Source organism: Streptomyces sp. NPDC051921, from assembly GCF_040680975.1.
Classification (GTDB): Bacteria; Actinomycetota; Actinomycetes; order Streptomycetales; family Streptomycetaceae; genus Streptomyces.
In genome coordinates, this window is sequence record NZ_JBFAXU010000027.1 from 83,739 (window position 1) to 105,428 (window position 21,690).

The 21,690-nt window shown below is 73.0% G+C and carries 16 protein-coding genes; 10 read left to right on the plus strand and 6 right to left on the minus strand.

The genetic code is table 11. From position 1 onward, the window contains the following. Nucleotides 1-385 precede the first annotated feature (385 nt). Nucleotides 386-1,180 carry a VOC family protein gene (locus AB0M16_RS30485; protein WP_365348633.1) on the plus strand — a complete coding sequence of 265 codons (795 nt, stop codon included), beginning with the start codon at nucleotides 386-388 and terminating at the stop codon, nucleotides 1,178-1,180. Between the two features lie 216 nt (nucleotides 1,181-1,396). Further along, the gene (locus tag AB0M16_RS30490; RefSeq protein WP_365348635.1) at nucleotides 1,397-3,796 is read left to right on the plus strand and encodes a PQQ-binding-like beta-propeller repeat protein; all 2,400 of its coding nucleotides are present in this window, start codon (nucleotides 1,397-1,399) and stop codon (nucleotides 3,794-3,796) included. Between the two features lie 3 nt (nucleotides 3,797-3,799). On the opposite strand, the gene AB0M16_RS30495 is transcribed toward AB0M16_RS30490, so the two are convergent. Continuing rightward, entirely contained in the window at nucleotides 3,800-4,363 is a 564-nt protein-coding gene (locus AB0M16_RS30495) for a hypothetical protein (RefSeq protein ID WP_365348637.1), read from the minus strand. A gap of 126 nt (nucleotides 4,364-4,489) precedes the next feature. On the opposite strand from AB0M16_RS30495, the gene AB0M16_RS30500 reads away from it, so the two are divergent. Beyond that, nucleotides 4,490-5,098, plus strand: a complete 609-nt coding sequence (locus AB0M16_RS30500; protein WP_365348639.1) for a hypothetical protein — start codon at nucleotides 4,490-4,492, stop codon at nucleotides 5,096-5,098. A 20-nt stretch (nucleotides 5,099-5,118) separates the two neighbouring features. On the opposite strand, the gene AB0M16_RS30505 is transcribed toward AB0M16_RS30500, so the two are convergent. From AB0M16_RS30505 to AB0M16_RS30515, 3 genes are read right to left on the minus strand one after another with little or no spacing between them, the layout of a single operon-like run. Further along, nucleotides 5,119-5,904: an enoyl-CoA hydratase/isomerase family protein gene (locus AB0M16_RS30505; RefSeq protein WP_365348641.1), complete on the minus strand. Its 786-nt coding sequence runs from the start codon at nucleotides 5,902-5,904 to the stop codon at nucleotides 5,119-5,121. Further along, a complete protein-coding gene (locus AB0M16_RS30510; protein ID WP_365348643.1) occupies nucleotides 5,901-6,338 on the minus strand; it encodes an OB-fold domain-containing protein in 438 nt (145 codons plus the stop codon). The genes AB0M16_RS30505 and AB0M16_RS30510 overlap by 4 nt, the downstream gene beginning before the upstream one ends. 13 nt (nucleotides 6,339-6,351) lie before the next feature. Continuing rightward, nucleotides 6,352-7,518, minus strand: a complete 1,167-nt coding sequence (locus tag AB0M16_RS30515; protein ID WP_365348645.1) for a lipid-transfer protein — start codon at nucleotides 7,516-7,518, stop codon at nucleotides 6,352-6,354. A gap of 72 nt (nucleotides 7,519-7,590) precedes the next feature. On the opposite strand from AB0M16_RS30515, the gene AB0M16_RS30520 reads away from it, so the two are divergent. Next, nucleotides 7,591-9,129: a FadD3 family acyl-CoA ligase gene (locus AB0M16_RS30520; protein WP_365348647.1), complete on the plus strand. Its 1,539-nt coding sequence runs from the start codon at nucleotides 7,591-7,593 to the stop codon at nucleotides 9,127-9,129. A 617-nt stretch (nucleotides 9,130-9,746) separates the two neighbouring features. On the opposite strand, the gene AB0M16_RS30525 is transcribed toward AB0M16_RS30520, so the two are convergent. Continuing rightward, nucleotides 9,747-9,983, minus strand: coding sequence for a hypothetical protein (locus AB0M16_RS30525; protein ID WP_365348649.1), 237 nt, complete (start codon nucleotides 9,981-9,983; stop codon nucleotides 9,747-9,749). Nucleotides 9,984-10,204: 221 nt separating this feature from the next. Next, complete coding sequence (locus AB0M16_RS30530; protein WP_365348651.1) at nucleotides 10,205-13,318, minus strand: BTAD domain-containing putative transcriptional regulator; 3,114 nt, start codon at nucleotides 13,316-13,318, stop codon at nucleotides 10,205-10,207. A 178-nt stretch (nucleotides 13,319-13,496) separates the two neighbouring features. Between AB0M16_RS30530 and AB0M16_RS30535 the strand changes: the two genes are divergently transcribed. The 6 genes from AB0M16_RS30535 (at nucleotide 13,497) to AB0M16_RS30560 (ending at nucleotide 21,538) form a co-directional block, all read left to right on the plus strand. Then, entirely contained in the window at nucleotides 13,497-14,714 is a 1,218-nt protein-coding gene (locus AB0M16_RS30535) for an amidohydrolase family protein (protein ID WP_365348653.1), read from the plus strand. 519 nt (nucleotides 14,715-15,233) lie between these two features. After that, nucleotides 15,234-16,151: an LLM class F420-dependent oxidoreductase gene (locus AB0M16_RS30540; protein WP_365348655.1), complete on the plus strand. Its 918-nt coding sequence runs from the start codon at nucleotides 15,234-15,236 to the stop codon at nucleotides 16,149-16,151. Nucleotides 16,152-16,183: 32 nt separating this feature from the next. Continuing rightward, the gene (locus tag AB0M16_RS30545; protein WP_365348657.1) at nucleotides 16,184-16,945 is read left to right on the plus strand and encodes a glucose 1-dehydrogenase; all 762 of its coding nucleotides are present in this window, start codon (nucleotides 16,184-16,186) and stop codon (nucleotides 16,943-16,945) included. A 101-nt stretch (nucleotides 16,946-17,046) separates the two neighbouring features. Beyond that, entirely contained in the window at nucleotides 17,047-18,171 is a 1,125-nt protein-coding gene (locus AB0M16_RS30550) for an LLM class flavin-dependent oxidoreductase (protein WP_365348659.1), read from the plus strand. A gap of 146 nt (nucleotides 18,172-18,317) precedes the next feature. Beyond that, nucleotides 18,318-20,057, plus strand: coding sequence for a D-aminoacylase (locus AB0M16_RS30555; protein WP_365348661.1), 1,740 nt, complete (start codon nucleotides 18,318-18,320; stop codon nucleotides 20,055-20,057). Beyond that, a complete protein-coding gene (locus AB0M16_RS30560; RefSeq protein WP_365348663.1) occupies nucleotides 20,054-21,538 on the plus strand; it encodes an aldehyde dehydrogenase family protein in 1,485 nt (494 codons plus the stop codon). The genes AB0M16_RS30555 and AB0M16_RS30560 overlap by 4 nt, the downstream gene beginning before the upstream one ends. The last annotated feature ends 152 nt before the right edge of the window (nucleotides 21,539-21,690 follow it).

The following is a 21,690-nucleotide window of genomic DNA, read 5'->3' on the forward strand; positions in this document are numbered from 1 at the left end:
CGGAGCCCTCACCAGAGCCTCCCCAGTGCCTGCCAGGCCCGCCCCAGGCCCGTCCTGGGCCCGTCCCAGGCCCGTCCTGGGCCCGCCCCAGCTCTGCCCTAGCTCCGCCCGAGCTCTGCCCGAAGCCCGCCCGAGGCCCTTGTCGAGGCCTGTCCGGGGCCCCTGTCCGGGGCCTGTCCGGGGCCTCGGGCAGGGCCGCCGGCCGGGGCCATCGGGCTTCCCGGAACCCCGCCCGCTCCTCGTTGGGCTTATTAACAGCCTGTGGACAACTTCGGTGGACAAACCAAGCAGGGCAAGGGCTCTGCCGGTCGTTCAAGGGCAAATGTTCGCTTTCGGCGTGATCTGCGTGGGTGCGGTGCCCGGGGCGCCCCTCCATCCTGGAGCCATGGGCGTATTCGCACAGGGCACCCCGTGCTGGGTGGACGCGCAGCTTCCCGACCTCGAGGCGGGCAAGCGCTTCTACGGTGAGCTCTTCGGGTGGAGCTTCGACCCCGACCGCGACGAGGCCCTGCTCCGGGGGCGCCGGGTCGCCGGGCTGCTGCCCAAGCGGGACGGGCGGATGCCCACGACGTGGACCGTCTACCTCGCCGCCTCCGATGCAGGCACCGTGGCCGAGCGGATCAAGGCGGCGGGCGGCCAGATGGTCATGGAGCCGTATCCCGTCGGCCCCTTCGGCGTCATGGCCCTCGCGGCCGACCCCGGCGGCGCCGTCTTCGGACTGCGCCAGTCCGGTGACGAGGACGGCTTCGAGGTGACGAACCGGCCCGGGGCCTTCTGCTGGATGGAGGTCTACACCCGCGAGCCCGAGGCCGTGGACACCTTCTACGCCACCGTCTTCGGCTGGCTCGGCAGCCAGGTCGACCCCGGCGCGGAGGGCCGCGAGGGCGGCTTCGACTACCGCGTCTGGTCCCCACCGGGCTCGCGCCCCGGCGACGACACCGCCTTCGGCGGACGCGCCGTGATCACCGACCGCTTCCCCGCCGAGATGCCCGGCCACGTCCTCGTCTACTTCGCCGTGGGCGACTGCGACGAGACCTGCGCCACCGCGGTACGTCTCGGCGGCCGCGTCGCCACCGAGCCCTTCGACACCCCGCACGGCCGCATCGCGGTCCTCCACGACAACCAGAGCGCCCGTTTCGCGGTCCTGGCGGAGCCGCCCGAGCCCGCCGACGAGGGCTGAACCCGCCCCGCCCGGCCTCGCGGCGGCCGCGGGCACGCCCTGACATTCATGTCAGCGACCGTATTTCTGCGCACGCAAACGTACGATCACTCACAAGGGTGCGTTTTCGTGGCAACACCCCGATCCGCCCCCGGGTTCGCAACCACCGCCCCGGACAGGAACAATCAGGGTCCACGGGGCCGTAATCTCATGGCCCTACGGGGAGGTGGCAGGCAAGTGGAGCAGCTGACGCAGCACGACCCGAGAAGGATCGGGCCCTTCGAGGTGCTGGGCCGGCTCGGTGCGGGCGGCATGGGCCTCGTGTATCTCGCGCGCTCGGCGTCCGGGCGGCGCGTGGCGATCAAGACCGTGCGGACGGAGCTCGCCGAGGACCAGCTGTTCCGCGTCCGCTTCACCCGTGAGGTGGAGGCCGCCCGGGCGGTTTCCGGCTTCTACACCGCGGCCGTCGTGGACGCCGACCCGCGGGCCGCCGTGCCGTGGCTCGCGACCGCGTACGTGCCCGCGCCCTCCCTCGAGGAGATAGTGAACGAGTGCGGGCCGCTCCCGGCCCAGGCGGTGCGCTGGCTCGCGGCCGGCGTCGCCGAGGCCCTGCAGTCGATCCACGGCGCCGGCCTCGTGCACCGCGACCTCAAGCCCTCCAACGTCCTCGTCGTCGAGGACGGTCCCCGGGTGATCGACTTCGGCATCGCGTCCGGCGTGTCCAACACGCGCCTGACCATGACCAACGTCGCCGTCGGCACCCCGGCCTACATGTCTCCCGAGCAGGCCCGCGACTCGCGCAGCGTCACCGGCGCCAGCGACGTCTTCTCGCTGGGGTCGATGCTGGTGTTCGCCGCGACCGGGCACGCGCCCTTCCACGGGGCCAATCCGGTGGAGACGGTGTTCATGCTGCTGCGCGAGGGCCCGGACCTGGAGGGGCTGCCGGACGAGCTGCGGCCGCTGATCGACGCGTGCATGCAGATGGACGTCAGCCGGCGCCCCACCCCCGCTGACCTGCAGGCCATGCTCGCCCCGCACCTCTTCGGCTCCGGCGAGGACGACAGCGGCACGGCGGCGGCCTGGCTGCCGCAGAGCGCCGTCGCCATGATCGAGACCCGCCGTGGCGGCCGCCCCACGCCGCCGCCCCCGCCCGCCCCGCCGATGCCGCCGCGCCCGCCGCGCGAGCCCGCCGACCGGAGCGGCGACCCGCGCGGCGGCGGACGTCACGCCGGGCAGGCGGAGCCGAGCTCCTCCGGCCCCGTACGGCTGGCCGGCGCCGCGGTGCCGATCGGCCCCGGCCCCCGGGTCGCCGACACCCGTGCGGCCGTCGCCGTCGGCGCGGGGGCCGCGGCCGACGGCGCGACCGGCTGGGTGCGCCCGCCCGGCGGCGGGGCGTTCGGGGCCGAGCCCGGACCGCCGCCCGGCTCCCGCCCGCTGCCCGGCCCCTCCCAGGCGCCGGAGGCGCAGCACACCTCGCAGGCCACGGGCCGGGCGCCCGAGGCGCCGGGGCACTGGCGGCCGTGGCGTTTCCGCATGTCGAACGATGTGTGGGGCACTCCGGTCGTGGACGGCGACCTGCTCTACGTGACGTCCTTCGAGGTGCACGCCCTGGACACGGCGAGCGGCCGGCGCCAGTTCAAGACGCGGGACGTGGCCTGGTCGATGGTGGTGGCGCAGGGCCGTATCCACGCCTCCGACGGGCCCACCCTCTACGCGCTCGACGCCCACGACGGCGGTGAGCGCTGGCGGCTGCACACGGACTCCTGGGTGTACTCCCTCCAGGTGGACCGGGGCACCGTCGTCACCGGCACCCGCGGCGGCGGCGTGCAGGCCTGGGAGGCCTCCAACGGCGCCAAGCTGTGGGAGGTCACCGGCGCGCAGACCGACTTCGAGACGGTCGAGGGCGGGCCGTCCGTGCACGGGGACACCGTGTACGTGTGGCGGGACGCCCGGCTGCAGGCCCTGGACGCGCGGACGGGCGTGGAGCGCTGGTCGTACCCGATCGGCGACGCGGCCTCCTGCGCCCACGTGCCGGTGCGGGTCGCGCCCGCCGAGGACGGCTGCGTGTACGTGGCGGCCGGCACCCGGGTGCTGTCCGTGGACGTCGCGAGCGGGCACGTGCGCTGGCACTTCGAGGCGCCGGCGGTGTTCGTCTCGCCGCCGGCCTACGCGCCGGGTCCGGCCGTCACGGGCGGCGGGGTCTATCTCGCCGACCACCTGGGAACGGTGTACGCGCTGGACGCGACGACCGGCAAGGACCGCTGGCGGATCGCGACCGAGCCGCGTCAGTCCACCGAGCCGGTGCTCGTCGCATCGGGCAACGTCCACGTGGGCAGCGGCAGTGCCCTGTACACCCTGGACGCGGTGACCGGCACGCCGAAGTGGCGGTTCGCGGCGGGGGGCGAGCTGATCGGTTCCCCGGTGGTCGCCGACGGCCGGGTGCACTTCGGTTCGGCCGACCACGTGCTGTACACCCTGGACGCGAGCGGCGGGCAGCTGCGCTGGAAGCTGGCGACCGGTGGCGAGATCACCGGTTCGCCGGTGGCCAGGAACGGTGTGGTGTACGCGTGCAGCAAGGACCGCTGCGTCTACGCGCTGGACGCGGTGAAGGGCACGGCGACCAACCGGGGCGCGTAGCGGCTACGCCCGGTGCTCCGGGGCGGGCGGTGTCTCGTCGCGCCCCGGGTCCCACGGCACGTCCGAGGACGGCGGCGCTGCCTGCTCCGGCGGCGGTGCGGCGGGCGTGGTCCGGGCGTGCGCGGGGCCCCGGCCCACCCGGGTGGCGTGCGCGTGGGCCCGGCCGGACATGACGACCGCGCCGAGGACCAGCAGCAGCCCGCCCCCGAAGGCCAGGGCGACGCCGTCGCCGAGGCCGTCGCCGGAGGAGCCGACGCCGAGGCTGCCCTCGGCCTGCCCGACCCGCACCATCCACAGGATGGTGAAACCGAGCACGACGGCCCCGGCCAGGGCGACGAGCGCGCGGGAGCGCAGGACGACGCCGACGACCGTGACCAGGGCGGCGAAGGCGAAGGGCAGCAGGATCGAGCCGATCACCTCGGCCCTGACGTCGGTGATACCGGCGAACAGGTCCTCGATGCGGTAGGCGCTACCGTGACGGCCGTCGTACCAGGCACGGAAGGGGCTCCATACGGCGGCCGTCGCTCCGGCGAGTGCCAGGACCGAGCCGACGATGTTGCGGATCACCGAGCGGCCTCCTTCGGTCCGGGTCTCGATCACGACGCTACGCCGGGTGCGGGGTGCCTGCCAGGTGGCGGAACGGCACCGTCTAGGGTGACGCGCACACGCCGGGACGAACGAGGAGGCGCGGTCATGGTCCGCACCAGGCTGAAGCTTGCGGCCACGCTGACGGTGGTCGTGCTCGCGCTGACCGGATTCCAGACGAGCAGCAGCGGCGGCCACGGCAGCGGGAAGAGCAGCAGCAGGTCGGGGAAGAGCAAGAGCAGCGGCGGCGGCTGCTCCAGCTCCAAGAAGAAGAACGACGACTACGACGACTACGACGGCTCGGGCAGCGTGGGCGGCTCGACGTCCACCCCCACGTCCGATCCGAGCACGTACCCGAAGCGGGGTGTCGAGGTCGTCGTCGTGGACTGCGTGAAGCCCGCGCAGAAGAAGCGCAAGGGCAAGCCGGCCCGGAAGGCCGACACCACCGCCACGCTGCGGATCGTCTCGCGGAACTGGGAGTCGGGCACCTATCTGGTGACCCTGGAGTTCAAGGACAGGACCGGCACGGCGGTGGACCGGGCCGAGACCCGGGTCACGATCGCGAGCAAGGAGTCGAAGAACTTCGAGATCGCGATGACGGCGCCGGGCGTCGTCGGCCGGGTGACGAAGTGCTACGTGTACGACGTGCGCGCCGAGACGACCGCCTCCCCGACCGCCACTCCGACCGCCTCCGCGACCGCCTCCCCGAGCAGCTGACCGGCCAGACCTTCGCGCTGCTAACGGATCCGGTGCCCGCCGCCCCTTCGGGTGAACAGCTCCGCCTGCCGTTCCGGCGGCAGATTGCCGAGCGTCACCAGGTGCGGCGCGTGGGCGAGTGCCTGGGCGCGGGCGGCCTCCTTGGCCGACCACAGGGCCCGTACGGTGCCCTGGACGGCCTCCGTCGGGTAGCCGGCGATGACCGCGGCGGCGTGGCGGGCGGCCGCCAGCGCCTCACCCGTCGGGGTGAGTTCGCTGACGAGCCCGGTCTCGTAGGCCCGGCGCGCGGAGATCCGCTCGGCGGTGCCCATCAGGGCCATCCGGGCGACCTCGCCGAAGGGCATCCTCTGCGCCATGTGGATGGTCTCGAAGGCGCTGACCATGCCGTACGTGGTGTGCGGGTCGAAGAACTCGGCGCCTTCGCCGGCGACGAGGAACTCGGCCTCGCCGAGCAGGTAGAAGGCGCCTCCGCAGGCCATGCCCTCGACGGCGGCGACGACCGGCTTCCACAGGTCGTTGGCCTTGGGTCCGATGGCGACGAGGGGGTCGTCGATCGTGTACGGGGAGGAGGGCTGGGGCACGTCCGCGGCGGCGGTGCGGTCGATGCCGGTGCAGAAGGCCCGCCCGCCGGCGCCGGTGACGACGATCGCCCGGACCTCGTCCTCGTAGCGGAAGCCGCGCCAGACCTCACCGAGCCGACGGGCCATGTCGAGGGTGAGGGCGTTGTGCCTGTCGGCCCGGTCGAGGGTGACGACGGCGGTCCCGTGCTCCTTGTCCCGCTCGACGGTGATGCCGGGGGTGCTCATGCGCGCTCCAGGAGCCATCGGGGCACGGTGACGCCGCCGATCTCGGCGAAGGCGACCTTCACGGCGGCGCCGATGCGCAGCCGGGCCGGGTCGACGGAGTTCAGGGGCGCGTCGGGGGCGGCGACGACGTTGCCGGCGAGGCGGATGCGCGGGGCGTCCGCGAGTTCGACGAGGACCGCGTTGTACGGGGCCTGGGCGGCGTAGTCGGGCAGCAGCGGCGGGTGCGGGACGACGAAGGACCAGATCCGGCCGCGCCCGGACATCGGGCGCCACGCGCTGTCGAAGGACCCGCAGTGCGGGCAGCAGGGCCGGGGCGGGAAGCGGAGCTCGCCGCAGTCGGGGGCGGCGCAGGCCTGGACGCGCAGTTCGCCCCGGGCGGCGTACTCCCAGAAGGGGGCGCCGTCCTCGTCGATGACGGGTGTGAGCAGGCCCATGGGGCCCTCCTTCTCAGGCTCGGAGCAGGATCGCGGAGGTGGGGACGCCCTCGCCGGCGGTGACGAGGCAGGTGGCGGCGTCGGGGACCTGGGCGGTGGAGACGCCGCGGAGCTGTTTCACGCCCTCGTTGATGAGGTTGAAGCCGTGGACGTACGCCTCGGAGAGCCCGCCGCCGCCGGTGTTGACGGGCAGCCGGCCGCCGATCTCCAGCGCCCCGCCCTCGGTGAAGGCGCCGCCCTCGCCCCGCCCGCAGAAGCCGTAGCCCTCCAGGGAGAGCGGGACGAGGGGGGTGAAGGCGTCGTAGATCTGGGCGACGTCGACGTCCTCGGGGCCGAAGTCGGCCGTCTTCCACAGGTGACGGGCGGCGGTCCAGGCGGGGCCGGAGAGCGGGTCGTCGTTCCAGTAGTTGACCATGCCGTGGTGCTGGGCGGGCAGCCCCTGGGCGACGGAATGGACGTAGACGGGCTTCTGCCGGCAGTCGCGGGCCCGCTCGGCGGAGACGATGACGCAGGCCAGCGCGCCGTCGGTCTCCAGGCAGTTGTCGAAGAGGCAGAGGGGTTCGCTGATCCAGCGCGAGGTCATGTACATCTCGCGGGTCAGCGGGCGCTCGTACATGATCGCGGCCGGGTTCTGGTTGGCCCGGTTGCGGCAGGCGAGGGCGACGTTGAAGAGGTGGTCGCGGGTGGCACCGTACTCGTGCATGTAGCGGCGGGCGAGCATGGCGATCTCGTCGGCGGGCCGGACGAGTCCGAAGGGGCGGGTCCACTGGCCGGGGGTCGGCAGCTGGACCTGGGTGTTCTTCCAGGGCCGGGGCCCGGAGCCGCGCTTCCGGGAGCGCCAGGCCACGCCCACGCTCGCCTGCCCGGTGGCGACGGCGGCGGCGAGGTGTCCGACGGTGGCGCAGGAACCGCCGCCGCCGTAGCCGACCTTGGAGAAGAAGGTGACGTCGCCGGCGCCGATGGCCTTGGCGACCTCGACCTCGTCGGTCTCCTCCATCGTGTACGAGGCGAAGGCGTCGACTTCGGAGGGCGCGATCCCGGCGTCGTCGAGTGCGGCGAGGATCGCCCGGCAGGCGAGTGCCTTCTCGGACTCCGGGAGGTGTTTGGCGAAGGGTGTCTGGCCTATCCCGACGATGGCTGTGCGGTCCTTGAGCACGGCAATCCCCTCGATCGTCCGCATTGCTGACAGCGCGTCAGGCTACAGCTAATCTGACGGATAGTCAGCTACGGGTTTCCGGCGGGAGGGCGGACGATGGAGTACGGCTCGATACCGGAGTTGGTGCGCTGGGCGGCCGAGCGGTACGGGCCGGGGGAAGCGGTCGTGGAGGGCCGCACCCGTGTCTCGTACGCCGAACTCGGCGCCCGCGTCGAACGGGCGGCGGCCGCGTGCCTCGCCACCGGCGTGCGGGCCGGGGACCGGGTCGCGGTCTGGGCGCCCAACACCCTGGACTGGATCGTCTCGGCGCTCGGCGCGGTCACGGCGGGCGCGGTGCTGGTCCCGCTGAACACGCGCTTCAAGGGCACGGAGGCGGCGGACGTCCTGGCGCGGTCCCGGTCGCGCCTGCTCTTCGTGACGGGCACCTTCCTCGGCACCTCGTACGTGGCCTCGCTGCGTCGGGCCGGCGTGGAACTGCCCGACCTGGAACGGGTGGTGGTGTTCGGTGACACGGCGCCGGACGAGCCGGGATACGTGACGTGGAAGTCCTTCCTGGCGGAGGGCGACGGGGTGCGGGCGGAGGAGGTCCGCGCGCGCTCCGAGGGCATCTCTCCCGGGGACCCCTCGGACATCATCTACACCTCGGGGACGACGGGCCGCCCGAAGGGCGCCGTGATCACCCACGAGCAGACCCTGCGCTGCTACGAGGTGTGGAGCGAGCTGGCGGGCCTGCGCGAGGGCGACCGCTACCTGATCGTGAACCCGTTCTTCCACACCTTCGGGTACAAGGCCGGCGTCATCGCCTGCCTGCTGCGCGGCGCGGTCATGATCCCGCAGCCCGTGTTCAATGTGGACACGGTCCTCGCGAACATCGCCGCCGAACGCGTCTCGGTCCTGCCCGGCCCGCCGACCCTCCACCAGTCGCTGCTGGACCACCCGTCCCGCGCCGCGCACGACCTGTCCACCCTCCGCCTGGTCGTCACGGGCGCGGCCGTGGTGCCGTTGCAGTTGGTCGAACGGCTGCGGGGCGAGCTCGGGGTGGCCACCGTCCTGACGGCGTACGGCCTGTCGGAGGCGAGCGGGATCGTGACGATGTGCCGCCGGGGGGACGCGCCGGAGGTGGTCGCGCGGACGTCGGGCCGCGCGATCCCCGACACGGAGGTCCGCCTGTCGGACGAGGGCGAGGTCCTGGTCAGGGGCTTCAACGTGATGAGCGGCTACTTCGAGGACCCGGAGGCCACGGCGGCGGCGATCGACGGGGACGGCTGGCTGCACACGGGCGACGTGGGAGTCCTGGACGGCTCCGGGAACCTCCGCATCACCGACCGCATCAAGGACATGTTCATCGTCGGCGGCTTCAACGCGTACCCGGCGGAGATCGAACAGCTCCTGGGCCTCCACCCGGACATCGCCGACGTCGCCGTCATCGGCGTCCCGGACCCGCGCCTCGGCGAGGTCGGCAAGGCCTTCGCCGTCCGCCGACCGGGTGCGCGCGTGACGGCGGACGACCTGATCGCCTGGTCGCGCCGCGAGATGGCCAACTACAAGGTCCCGAGGGAGGTCGAGTTCGTGGCGGAGCTTCCGCGCAACGCGAGCGGGAAAGTGGTGAAGGGCGCCCTGCGCTCCCGCGGCTGACCCGGCGACGGCTCCTGGCCGCGCGGGACGCCCGCGACGTCGCGCCCGGTCCCGCGGACCAAAGGGCCCGGACCGGATTCCTCCGGCCCGGGCCCTCCCCCCTGCGCGCGCATTGGCGTGCCTCGCCCTGGTCGGCGGGCGGTCCCCACCACCTGCCGTACCGGACGTGATCGATCCTGACCTAGGTCGAACGCGAGTGCGAGGGGCTGTCGGGTACTTCGTCAGGTCGATGCATCGCCGTATCCGCCGGCCGGATCACGAAGCCGATGGTCGGGTGGAGGGCGAAGGCGAGGTGGCAGCCGAAGCCGATCAGCGGCACGACGTCCCCGACGCTCCGGCCGTGCCGGTCGTCGGACGGGAACAGGAACGTCAGCGCAGGAGCCCCACCCTTCGACGAGCTCCCCGGCTTCCTCCTTCATGGCGTGGTCCTCGGCATGACGGAGGGGCCGGGCTGAAGCCCGGCCCCTCCTCGTCGGGTCGTCCGGTGCGCGTGGGCCCTTGCCCGAGGATTCCCCCCGGTCCTCTCGGGCGCCCCCGGGCCCCGCGCTCCGTCCGCCCCGCTCGGTCCCGGCGACTCCCCCGATGGCGTCGCCGGAACCGTCCCCGTGGCGTGCGGCTCAGATGGCCGGCTTGGCCGGCTCGGACGTGATGTGGATGTTCTCCGTCGTCACGGCGCCGGAGTCGGCGGATGCGGCCAGCGGGTCGCCCTCGGTGACGTGGATGCCGATCTTCTCGGCGATCTCCGCGGCGGTGTTCTCGCCGTCGGTGATGTGGATGTTCTTGGTGGTGATGTCGCCGGCGTCGCCACCGGTGATGTGGATGTTGCCCGGGACGGTGGGCTGCTCGTCGCTCACGTTCGTGAACCTCTCGTCGCTGCAGAGTGGGTTGGGCTGAAGGACCCGTCCGGCAGTTCCCCCGTGGACGGCCGGACGGGTCTCTGTTCAGGGCCGCTCACCCTAATGCGTCGGAGCGACGGCCTCATCGGCGACCCGCGTGCCCCCCGACGCGACGGATCGACTGCTCATGAGCATGCCGGGTGGCGATAAACGAACGATGAACGCCCAGTCCACGCAGCTCAGGCGACCGCCGAGGGATTGAGCAGGCCGCGGACGACCACGGCCTCCGGCGACCCCAGCGCCTCGAAGACCTCCAGCGCCTCGCGCCAGCAGACCTCGGCGCGGCCGGTCTGGCCTATCCCGTTGAGCGCCCGGCCGAGCACGGTCAGGACATTGCCCCGGCGCCACTCGCCGCCGATGCCGCGCAGCACCGTGAGTGCCATCTCGGCGTCCAGCGCCGCCTGCGCGTAGCGCCGTTCGGTGACCTCGGCCTCCGCGAGGCGGAACAGGGTCATGCCCTCCCAGAGGCGCTGGCGGCTGTCGCGGAACACCTCCAGCGCCTCCGTCAGGCGCTCGGCGGCGGCCCGGAACTGGCCGCTCTGGGTGAGCGCGACACCGAGCGCGTAGCGTCCGTTGGCGCCCTTGAGGGCGTGCCCGAGGGCGTCGTACATCTCGGTGCCCTGCTGGGCGAGGCGCACCGCGCTGTCCGTGCGGTCGGTGATCAGGTGGATCCTGGACAGGTTGCACAGGGCGCTGGCCTCGCCGGCCAGGTCCTCGCAGCTCCGGAAGTACTCGATGGCGCGCGTGAAGTGCTGCTCGGCCTCGTCGTGCCGGTTCTGGTAGAAGGCCATGACGCCGAGGATGTTCCGCGCCCAGCACAGCGGCAGCGGGTCGCCCACCGACTCGGCGAGACCCATGGCGAGCAGGGCCTCGTCGGCCGCCTGGTCGAAGCGGCCCGACACGTGGTGGCCGTAGGCGAGGGTGATCGAGGCGCGGCACTCGGCGCGGCTGTCGCCGAGCGCTCCGGCGGCGTCCCGGAGCGCGGCGGAGACCGCCTCGTACTCCTTCGAGTTCGCCCCCGACTCCGCGAGGTCCAGCGCCGCCCACAACAGGTCCACCGCGCGCCGCAGCGTCCCCGGCGTCGTGGCCGACTGGCGCACGCAGGCGAGGAGGCAGTTGGCCTCGGCGTAGAGCCAGTCCTGGGCGGCGTGGCGGTCGGTGAAGGTGAGGCCTTCGTAGTGGGTGGGCTCCAGGTGGTCGACGAGGCGGTCGCCGGGACGCTCGATGGCGTAGACCCGGGAAGCCGTCGACAGGTAGAAGTCGAGGAGGCGGGAGAGGGCCAGGTCGCGTTCCGCCGGGGGGTGCTCGTCGCGTTCCGCGCACGCACGCGCGTAGAGGCGCACCAGGTCGTGGTAGCGGTAGCGGCCGGGGGCCGCGGACTCCAGGAGCGACGTGTCGACGAGCGCCTCCAGGAGGTCCTCGGTCTCCCACTCCGGCAGGTCGAGGACCGCGGCGGCCGCCGCCAGCGAGATGTCCGGCCCGTCGGCGAGGCCGAGCAGGCGGAAGGCGCGGGCCTGGGCCGGTTCCAGCTGGCCGTAGCCGAGTTCGAAGGTGGCTTTGACCGCGAGGTCGCCGGCCTGGAGCTCGTCGAGGCGGCGCCGCTCGTCGGCCAGCTTGGCGGCCAGGACGGAGACCGTCCACGTCCGGCGCGCGGCCAGGCGCGACGCGGCGATGCGGATCGCCAGCGGCAGGAAGCCGCACGCGGCGACCACGTCCAGCGCCGACTCGCGCTCCGCCCGCACCCGCTCCTCGCCCACGATCCGGGTGAAGAGCTGCAGGGCCTCCTCCGGCGACATCACGTCCAGGTCCACCAGGTGCGCCCCCGCCAGGTCCAGCATGCGGATCCGGCTGGTCACCAGGGCCGCGCAGCCGGCCGTACCGGGCAGCAGCGGGCGGATCTGGGCGGCGTCCCGGGCGTTGTCGAGCAGCACCAGGACCCGGCGGCCGTCGAGCGTGGACCGGTAGAGCGCGGCCCGCTCGTCGAGGGAGTCGGGGATCGCGGAGTCGGGGGTGCCGAGGGCCCGCAGGAAGGCGCCGAGGACCGTCTCCGGGGCCGCCGCGCGCGAGCCGGCGCCCTGGAGGTCGACGTACAGCTGCCCGTCGGGGAAGTGCGGGCGGGCCTCGTGGGCGACGTGCACCGCGAGGGTGGTCTTGCCGACGCCGCCGATGCCGGCGAGCGCCGAGACCGCCATGACGGAGCCCTCGGCCGTGGCGAGCCGGTCGCCGAGTTCGCGCACGAAGGCGGAGCGTCCGGTGAAGTCGGGCACGGTCGCGGGGAGTTGGGCGGGCCGGGCGACCGGTGCGGCGGCCGGGGCCTGCTCCTCGACCGGGCGGGCGAGTTCGGCGTCGGCCTGGAGGATGCGCTGCTGGAGCCGGGACAGCTCGGGCGTGGGGTCGACGCCCAGCTCGTCGGCGAGGAGGCGGCGGGTGTCCGCGTAGACGGCGAGCGCCTCCGCCTGTCGGCCGGAGCGGTAGAGGGCGAGCATCAGCAGCTCGCGGAGGCGCTCGCGCAGCGGGTGCGCGGCGGTGAGCGCGGTCAGCTCGGAGACGGCCTCGGCGTGCGCGCCGACCTCCAGGTCGAGGTCGAGCCGGGTCTCCAGGAGCTGGAGCCGCCACTCCTCCAGGCGGGTGCGCTGGGTGTCGGCGTACGGCCCGGGCACGGAGGCGAGCGCCTCGCCGTCCCAGAGGGCGAGCGCCTCGTTCAGGCGGTCGCGGGCGGCCCCGCGCTGCCCGGCGACGCGCAGCTTCTCGGCCTCGGCGGCGAACTCGTGGGCCTCGGCGAGGTCGGTGCCGCCGGCCCCGGCGCGGATGGCGTAGCCGCCGGACTCGCTGACGAGGACACCGGGGTCGAGGATCTTGCGCAGCCGGGAGGCGTAGGTGCGGACGGCGGCCAGGGCCTGCGAGGGCGGTTCCTCGCCCCAGATGGCGTCGATGAGCTCGGAGGCGGTGGCGGTGCGGCCGTCGCGGAGCAGCAGTGCGGCGAGGAGGGCGCGCTGCTGCGGCGAACCGGTGGGCAGGGCCTGCCCGCCCCGCGCTGCGCGCACGGGCCCGAGCACGCCGAACCGCAGGCGGCCGGACGGCCCGCCCGCCTGCGCCGGGCGTGCCGTCGAGCCCGCCCCTCCGGGTGCGCCGGAGTGCGGCCCGGTGCCCGTTCCGGGCATACCGGAGCCCTGCCCGGCGCCCGTCGCGGGCGTGCTCGAGCGCGGCTCGGCGGCCGGCTCGGTGCCGGTTCCGCCGGGGCCCGTCGCCGGATTCCGCTGCTCCGGAACGCGCGGCCCGTTCTCACGGTCCATTAGCTCCCCCTGCCCGTACCGCTGGTTTCGCCCAAGACAGTCTGCCTTGTCCGGAGGGGGTGCGTCAGCATCGGGTCGGCCGTTCCCGGGCTGTTCCCGCGCGGTTCCGGGGCGGTTCCGGGGCGGTCGGGGAGCACAATAGCTGACGGATCGTCAGATCGGCGCTACCGTGAAACGCATGGAGAGCTTCCCCAAGATCATCTCGGTGGACGACCACACCGTGGAGCCCCCGCACGTCTGGCAGGACCGGCTCCCGTCCCGCTATCGCGACACTGGCCCCCGGATCGTCCGCGCGCCGCTGAAGGAAATGACCTTTCTGGGCGGAAAGTTCGCCCCCGTGATGGGCGCCAAGGGGGACGAAGGCCCCATAGGCGACTGGTGGGTCTACGAGGACCTGCACCGCCCCCTCACGCGGCTCGACACCGCCGTCGGCTACGACCGCGACGAGATCCGCCTGGAGGTCATCACCTACGAGCAGATGCGGCCCGGCTCGTACTCCGTGCCCGAGCGGCTCGCCGACATGGACGTCAACCACGTCCAGTCGGCCCTCTGCTTCCCCACCTTCCCCCGGTTCTGTGGTCAGACCTTCACAGAAGCCGCCGATCGTGAACTCGGTCTCCTCGGCGTGCGCGCCTACAACGACTGGATGGTCGAGGAGTGGTGCGGCCCCGAGGCGGGCGGCCGGCTGATCCCCCTGACCCTGATCCCGCTGTGGGACCCCGAGCTCGCCGCCGCCGAGGTGCGGCGCAACGCGGCCCGGGGGGTCCGGGCCGTCGCGTTCTCCGAGATCCCGCCGCACCTCGGGCTCCCCTCGGTCCACACCGACCACTGGGACCCGTTCCTGCGTGCCTGCGACGAGACCGGCACCGTGATCGCCATGCACATCGGCTCGTCCAGCCGGATGCCGTCCACCTCCGCCGACGCCCCGCCGGCCGTCGGCTCCACCATCACCTTCGCCAACTGCTGCTTCTCGATGGTCGACTGGCTGATGAGCGGGAAGTTCGAGCGGTTCCCGAACCTGCGGATCATGTACGCCGAGGGGCAGATCGGCTGGATCCCGTACATCCTGGAGCGCGCCGACGTGGTCTGGGAGGAGAACCGGGGCTGGGGCGGCGTGGCCGAAAAGGTGCTGCGCCCGCCGTCGGAGCTGTTCGCCGAGCACGTCTACGGCTGTTTCTTCGACGACGCCTTCGGCCTGCGGAACCTGGACGCCATCGGGGTCGGGAACGTGCTCTACGAGACCGACTACCCGCACTCGGACTCCACCTGGCCCAAGTCCCGCGAGGTCGGCGAGGCGCAGATGGGCCACCTCGCGCCGGACGTCGTCGAGCGGATCGTGCGCGGCAACGCGATCGAGCTGCTCGGGCTGACGGCGGACGGCCTCTGGCGCCCCTGACCGGATCCCGGCGAGGCTCCGGCCGGCCCGCCGTCGCGGCCTCGCCCGGCCCACGCCCGGCCCGCCGTCGCGGACGCTGTGCTCGCTCGGGTCGACCGCGTGCCGGGCGACGGTGCGGTGGTCGACGTCGTCGTGGAGGACGGTCAGGCCGTGATGGGCCGCGGTGGCGGCGATGATCAGCTTCACGGCCGAGGCGCTCCGGTGCTCGCCCGCCTTCGCCATCCGGCGCTGGACGGAGCCGATCCAGCGCCCCGCGTTCTTGGGTATCGCGACATCGGGGCAGAGGTCGACGAACATTTCGGTGATCTCGTCGTACGCGCGACTGCTCCGGGCGCTGAAGTCGTACCTCTTCCACATCCGCGGCGACCTCTGGCGACCGCCCCGGCCCCCGGGTGTGCCGACGCGTCCCCGGGCCGCTCGCCCGGCGGATCCGGCCCCGCCCCTTGTCTGATGAACCATCAGGCGTGAGCATGGGCCCGCTCGCCTATGTGACGATACGTCAGATACAGGGAGGTCCCCATGGTGGTCTACGGGATGCAGTTGCCCGTCCAGTCCCAGAGCGCCCTCTACGCCGAGAGCTGGGAGGCCGCCGCCGGGCCCGACGACCTGCTCGCCGTCGCCCGCGCCGCCGACGTGCACGGCTTCGACTACGTCGCGAGCTGCGACCACGTGGCCATCCCGCGCCGCCTGGCGGGGGCGATGAGCACCGTCTGGTACGACCCGGTGGCCACGCTGTCCTATCTCGCCGCGGCCACCGAGCGGGTCCGGCTGCTGTCGCACGTCGCCGTCGTGGGGCTGCGGCACCCGCTCGTCACCGCCAAGGCGTACGCGACCCTCGACCACCTCTCCGGGGGGCGGCTGGTCCTCGGCGTGGGCGCCGGCCACGTGCAGGAGGAGTTCGAGGCGGTCGGCGCGGACTTCGCGGGGCGCGGCGGGGTGCTCGACGAGACGATCGATGCGCTGCGGGCGGCGCTCGGGCCGGAGGAGTTCCCGGAGCACAGCGGCGAGCGCTTCTCCTTCCGGGACCTCGGTCAGCGACCGCGGCCCGCGCAGCAGCGGGTGCCCGTCTGGGTCGGCGGCTCCTCGCCCGCCGCCGTGCGCCGGGCCGCGCTCAAGGGTGACGGCTGGCTGCCGCAGGGCGACCCGCGCGCCCGGCTCGCGGAGCAGATCGCGAAGCTGCGGCGGCTGCGCGAGGAGGCCGGCATCGAGGCGCCGATCACGATCGGCGCGATCACCGAGGCGCTGTACGTCGGCGAGCCCGGCTGGGACACCGGCCGGCGCACCCTGAGCGGCAAGCCGCAGGCCCTCGCCGAGTCCCTGCGTGCCTACGGCGACATGGGCGTGCACCAGATCCAGGTGCGCTTCCGCTCCCGCAGCCGCACCGAACTCACCGACCAGATGGGTGCCTTCGCCGCCGAGGTCGCCCCGCATCTCTAGGCACCGCACCTCCGGACACGAGGAGTACGGACATGGGCAAGCTGGACGGACGCGTCGTCGTCATCACGGGCGCGGCGCGCGGACAGGGCGAGCAGGAGGCGCGGCTCTTCGCCGCCGAGGGTGCGAAGGTCGTCCTCGCGGACGTCCTGGACGATCCGGGCGAGGCGCTCGCGAAGGAGTTGGGGGAGGAGCGGGCGGTCTACGTCCGCCTCGACGTGACCAGCGAGGCGGACTGGGCGGCCGGCGTGGGTGTCGCCAAGGAGCGCTTCGGGCGGATCGACGGCCTGGTCAACAACGCGGGCATCCTGCGCTTCAACGAGCTGGTGTCGACGCCGCTGGACGAGTTCCAGGCGATCGTCCAGGTCAACCAGGTGGGCTGCTTCCTGGGCATCAAGGCCGTGGCGCCGGAGATCGAGGCGGCCGGCGGCGGCACGATCGTCAACACCGCCTCGTACACGGGGGTCACGGGCATGGCCGGGGTCGGCGCCTACGCGGCGAGCAAGCACGCCGTCCTGGGCCTCACCCGGGTCGCGGCCGTGGAGCTGGCCGGGAAGGGGATCCGGGTCAACGCGGTCTGCCCGGGCGCCATCGACACGGCGATGAGCAATCCGGAGGGCGTGGACCCGGCGGCCACGGCGGAGCTCTACCGCGGTCTCGTGCCGCTCGGGAGGATCGGCCGCCCCGAGGAGGTGGCGGCGCTCGCGCTCTTCCTGACGGCGGCGGACTCCTCGTACATCACCGGGCAGCCGTTCGTGATCGACGGCGGCTGGCTGGCCGGCGTCAAGCTCTTCTGACGACTCGTCAGGTATTGACCGCACCGCCGGGCGGTGCGACAGTCGGGCACATCAACGAATCTGACGGTACGTCAGAAATGAACAAGGGGCGGTGAACTTCCTTGGAATTCGGGATCTTCGTGCAGGGATACGTCGGCAAGCGCGCCGAGACCGATCCCGAAGCCGAGCACAAGGCGCTCATGGAGGAGACCGAGTACGTCATCCAGGCGGACCGGTCGAACTTCAAGTACGCCTGGGCCTCCGAGCACCACTTCCTGGAGGAGTACTCCCACCTCTCCGCCAACGACGTCTACCTCGGCTACCTCGCCCACGCCACCGAGCGCATCCACCTCGGCTCCGGCATCTTCAACCCGCTGGCGCCCGTCAACCACCCCGTGAAGGTCGCCGAGAAGGTCGCCATGCTCGACCACCTCTCCGGGGGACGCTTCGAGTTCGGCTCCGGCCGGGGCGCCGGATCCCACGAGATCCTCGGGTTCATGCCGGGCATCACCGACATGAACCACACCAAGGAGATCTGGGAGGAGACGATCGCCGAGTTCCCCAAGATGTGGCTCCAGGAGGAGTACGAGGGCTTCCAGGGCAAGCACTGGTCCCTGCCGCCCCGCAAGGTCCTGCCCAAGCCGTACGGGAAGTCGCACCCGGCCATGTGGTACGCGGCCGGCTCCCCGTCCTCGTACGCGATGGCGGGCAAGAAGGGCCTCGGCGTCCTCGGCTTCAGCGTCCAGAAGGTCTCCGACATGGAGTGGGTCGTCGAGTCGTACAAGACGGCGATCAAGGAGGCCAAGGCGGTCGGCGACTTCGTCAACGACAACGTCATGGTGACCTCGACCGCGATCTGCGCCGAGACCCACGACAAGGCGGTCGAGATCGCCGTCGGCGGCGGCCTCAACTACCTCCAGTCGCTGCTCTTCCGCTACCACGACACCTTCCCGCGCCCCGAGGGCATCCCCGAGTGGCCCGAGCTCCTGCCGGAGTACTCCGCCGAGATCATCGAACTCCTCATCGCCGAGGAGCTGATGATCTGCGGCGACCCCTCGGAGGTCCTGGCCCAGTGCAAGCGCTGGGAGCAGGCGGGCGCCGACCAGCTGTCCTTCGGCCTGCCGATCGGCATCTCCTACGAGGACACGATGAACACGATCAAGCTGATCGGCGAGCACGTGATCCCGGAGATCGACACGGACCCGGTCCACCGCACCACCCGCTTCCGCCAGTCCGCGGGGAGCTGAGCCCGGGGGCCCGACCGGCCCCGCACCTGGAGCACGGGGCGGTGTCTTCCCGGACCGCCGCCCCGTACCGGCCCCGGCCGGAGACCGTTTCCGCGGCGGCCTTCGTGCCGGGGCCCGTTCGCGCGCACTCCGCAGAAAGGGACGTCATGCTCGACCACCTCATCAAGGGCGCGACCGTCGTGGACGGCTCCGGCACCCCCGCCTTCACCGCCGACGTCGGCCTGCGCGGCGGGCGGATCGCGGTGATCGCCGCACCCGGCACCGTCACCGAGGGGGCCCGCGGCAGCGAGGACGCCACCGGGCTCGTGCTCGCCCCCGGCTTCGTCGACCCGCACACCCACTACGACGCCCAGCTGTTCTGGGACCCGTACGCGACGCCGTCGATGAACCACGGCGTGACCACCGTCGCCGGCGGCAACTGCGGCTTCACCCTGGCCCCGCTGCACCCGGACCGGCCGGAGGACGCCGACTACACGCGCCGCATGATGTCCAAGGTCGAGGGCATGGCGCTGGCCGCCCTGGAGGAGGGCGTCGACTGGAGCTGGTCGTCCTTCGCCGAGTACCTCGACGCCCTCGAAGGACGGATCGCCGTCAACGCCGGCTTCATGGTGGGGCACTGCGCCCTGCGGCGGTACGTGATGGGGGCCGACGCCGTCGGCGGACAGCCGACCCCCGAGCAGCTGGGCCGGATGGTCGCGCTCCTCAAGGACGCCATGAGCGCCGGGGCCTGGGGACTGTCCACCACCCAGTCGTCCACCCACTCCGACGGCGACGGCGCCCCCGTCGCCTCCCGGCACGCCGCCCCCGCCGAGCTGATCGCCCTGTCCCGGGCCGTCGGCGAACACGAGGGCACCCAGATCGAGGCCATCCTCGCCGGCTGCCTCGACCAGTTCTCCGACGCCGAGATCGACCTCTTCGTCGAGATGAGCGCCGCCGCCGGCCGCCCCCTCAACTGGAACGTCCTCACCATCGACGCCACCGTCCCCGAGCGCGTCCCGCGCCAGCTCCTCGCCTCCGAGCGGGCCCGCAAGTCCGGCGGCCGGATCGTCGCGCTCACCATGCCGATCCTCACTCCCATGAACATGTCGCTCGGCACCTTCTGCGCCCTCAACCTCATCCCGGGCTGGGGCGAGGTCCTGGGCCTGCCCGTGCCCGAGCGGATCGCGAAGCTCCGCGACCCGGACGTGCGCGCCGAGATGCTGCGCCGCGCCGACTCCAAGGAGGCCGGGGTCTTCCGGCGGCTCGCCCACTTCGGCCGCTACGTCATCGGGGACACGTACTCCCGGGAGAACGAGGGCCTGACCGGCCGGGTCGTGCGGGACATCGCCGCCGAACGCGGCCAGGACGCCTTCCAGTGCCTCGTCGAGATCTGCGCCAACGACGACCTGCGCACCGTGCTGTGGCCGATGCCCACCGACAACGACCCCGCCTCCTGGGCGCTGCGCCGCGAGACCTGGCAGCACGAGGACGTCCTGCTCGGCGGCTCCGACGCGGGCGCCCACCTGGACCGGATGTGCGGGGCGCCGTACACCACCCGCTTCCTCGGCGACTGCCTGCGCGGCCGGAAGCTGGTGCCGCTGGAGCAGGCGGTGAAGATGCTCAGCGACGACCCGGCCCGGCTCTTCGGGCTGCGCGAGCGAGGCCGGATCGCCGAGGGCTTCCACGCCGACCTGGTCCTCTTCGACCCCGAGCGGATCGACGCGGGCCCGGCGACCCTGGTCCACGACCTGCCGGGCGACAGTCCGCGGCTCGACTCGCGCGCGGTCGGGATCGTGTCGGTGCGGGTCAACGGCGTGGAGACGGTGCGGGACGACGAGGTGACGGGCGCGATCCCGGGCCGGGTGCTGCGCTCGGGCCGCGACACGAGGACGGTGAGCACGCGATGACGCACACGGGGACCGGCGAGATCACGGAGCGGCTCTACATAGGAGGGGAGTGGGTCGAGCCCGACGGGGGGCACTACCCGGTCGTCGACCCCGCCACGGAGGAGGTCGTCGGGCACGCCCCCGAGGCCTCCCGTGCCCAGGTGTACGAGGCGGCCGAGGCCGCCCGCGAGGCCTTCGCGACCTGGTCGCGCACGAAGCCGGAGGAGCGGGCCGCGATCCTGGACCGGGCCGCCGACCTCATGGCCCGGGACGCCGACCGGAACACCCTGCTCGCCCGCGCCGAGACGGGCGCCACCACCGCAACCGCCCGCGGGATGCAGGTCGCCGTCGGCTCCTCCCGCTTCCGGCGCTACGCGCGCGGCGCCCTGGAGCCGGTCGAGCAGGCACTGCCCCCGCAGATCAACGAGGCCGGCCCGATGGGGAAGGCCGGGGTCTTCGGCGCGGTGGCGGTACGGCGCCCGGTGGGCGTGGTCACCTGCATCACCTCGTACAACAACCCCTGGGCCAACCCGGCCGGCAAGATCGCCCCGGCGCTCGCCATGGGCAACACGGTCGTGGTGAAGCCCGCCCCGCAGGATCCGCTCTCCGTGTTCGCGATGACCCGCGCCCTGGAGGAGGCGGGCGTCCCGGCCGGGGTGGTCAATGTGGTCACCGGCTCCGCGCCCGCGGTGGGCGAGGCGGCCGTGGACGCCCCCGCGGTCGACATGGTCTCCTTCACCGGCTCCACGGCCGTGGGGCAGGCCATCGGCGCGGTGTGCGGGCGGCAGCTGAAGCGGCAGCTCATGGAGCTGGGCGGCAAGGGCGCGGCGCTCGTCTTCGACGACGCCGACCTGGACGCGGCCATGATGGGGATCGGGACGACCTTCTCCTTCTACAGCGGGCAGATCTGCACGGCCCCCACCCGGGTCCTGGCCCAGCGCGGGATCTACGAGCAGCTGGTCGAGAAGCTGACCGCCTACGTCGGTTTCCTGAAGGTCGGCGACCCGGCGGCGCGGGGCACGGTGGTCGGCCCGGTGATCTCGGCGGCCCACCGCGACCGGGTGGAGTCGTACGTCGAGCTGGGGCGGAAGGAGGGCGCGCGGGTCGTCGTGGGCGGTGAGCGGCCGGCCGGTCCGGGCCTCGACCGCGGCTTCTACGTGGCGCCCACGCTGCTCGCGGACTGCACCAACGAGATGCGGGTGGTCCGGGAGGAGATCTTCGGCCCGGTGGTGGTGGTCGTGCCCTTCGACGACGAGGAGGAGGGCGTCGCGCTCGCGAACGACAGCGACTACGGGCTGATCGACTACGTGTGGTCCGGGGACGTGGCGCGCGCGTTCCGTATCGCCGGGCGGCTGCGGGCCGGTGGGGTCGGGATCAACACGATCGGCCGGAACATGGAAGCGCCGTTCGGCGGCTTCAAGAAGAGCGGTGTGGGGCGGGACGTCGGCTCGTACGCGCTGCACGCCTACAGCGAGCTGCAGGCGGTCGTCTGGCCGGGGTGAGATGCCTCTCGAAAATTCTTCGGGAAAATTTGAAAACGGACATTCAGGGCGCGGCTGCGGTTCCCGCATATCGGACGCTCGTCGGTGTGGCATACCATCGCTCGATCGTGAGCGATGGTCGATCTTTCAATCATTGGCGAGTGTCCGGATTT

Bases quoted from the DNA above. Each gene is read 5' to 3' on its own strand.
- AB0M16_RS30485 (WP_365348633.1), top strand. From the start codon at position 386: ATGGGCGTATTCGCACAGGGCACCCCGTGCTGGGTGGACGCGCAGCTT.
- AB0M16_RS30500 (WP_365348639.1), top strand. From the start codon at position 4,490: ATGGTCCGCACCAGGCTGAAGCTTGCGGCCACGCTGACGGTGGTCGTG.
- AB0M16_RS30505 (WP_365348641.1), bottom strand. From the start codon at position 5,904: ATGAGCACCCCCGGCATCACCGTCGAGCGGGACAAGGAGCACGGGACC.
- AB0M16_RS30510 (WP_365348643.1), bottom strand. From the start codon at position 6,338: ATGGGCCTGCTCACACCCGTCATCGACGAGGACGGCGCCCCCTTCTGG.
- AB0M16_RS30515 (WP_365348645.1), bottom strand. From the start codon at position 7,518: ATGCGGACGATCGAGGGGATTGCCGTGCTCAAGGACCGCACAGCCATC.
- AB0M16_RS30520 (WP_365348647.1), top strand. From the start codon at position 7,591: ATGGAGTACGGCTCGATACCGGAGTTGGTGCGCTGGGCGGCCGAGCGG.
- AB0M16_RS30530 (WP_365348651.1), bottom strand. From the start codon at position 13,318: ATGGACCGTGAGAACGGGCCGCGCGTTCCGGAGCAGCGGAATCCGGCG.
- AB0M16_RS30535 (WP_365348653.1), top strand. From the start codon at position 13,497: ATGGAGAGCTTCCCCAAGATCATCTCGGTGGACGACCACACCGTGGAG.
- AB0M16_RS30540 (WP_365348655.1), top strand. From the start codon at position 15,234: ATGGTGGTCTACGGGATGCAGTTGCCCGTCCAGTCCCAGAGCGCCCTC.
- AB0M16_RS30545 (WP_365348657.1), top strand. From the start codon at position 16,184: ATGGGCAAGCTGGACGGACGCGTCGTCGTCATCACGGGCGCGGCGCGC.
- AB0M16_RS30555 (WP_365348661.1), top strand. From the start codon at position 18,318: ATGCTCGACCACCTCATCAAGGGCGCGACCGTCGTGGACGGCTCCGGC.
- AB0M16_RS30560 (WP_365348663.1), top strand. From the start codon at position 20,054: ATGACGCACACGGGGACCGGCGAGATCACGGAGCGGCTCTACATAGGA.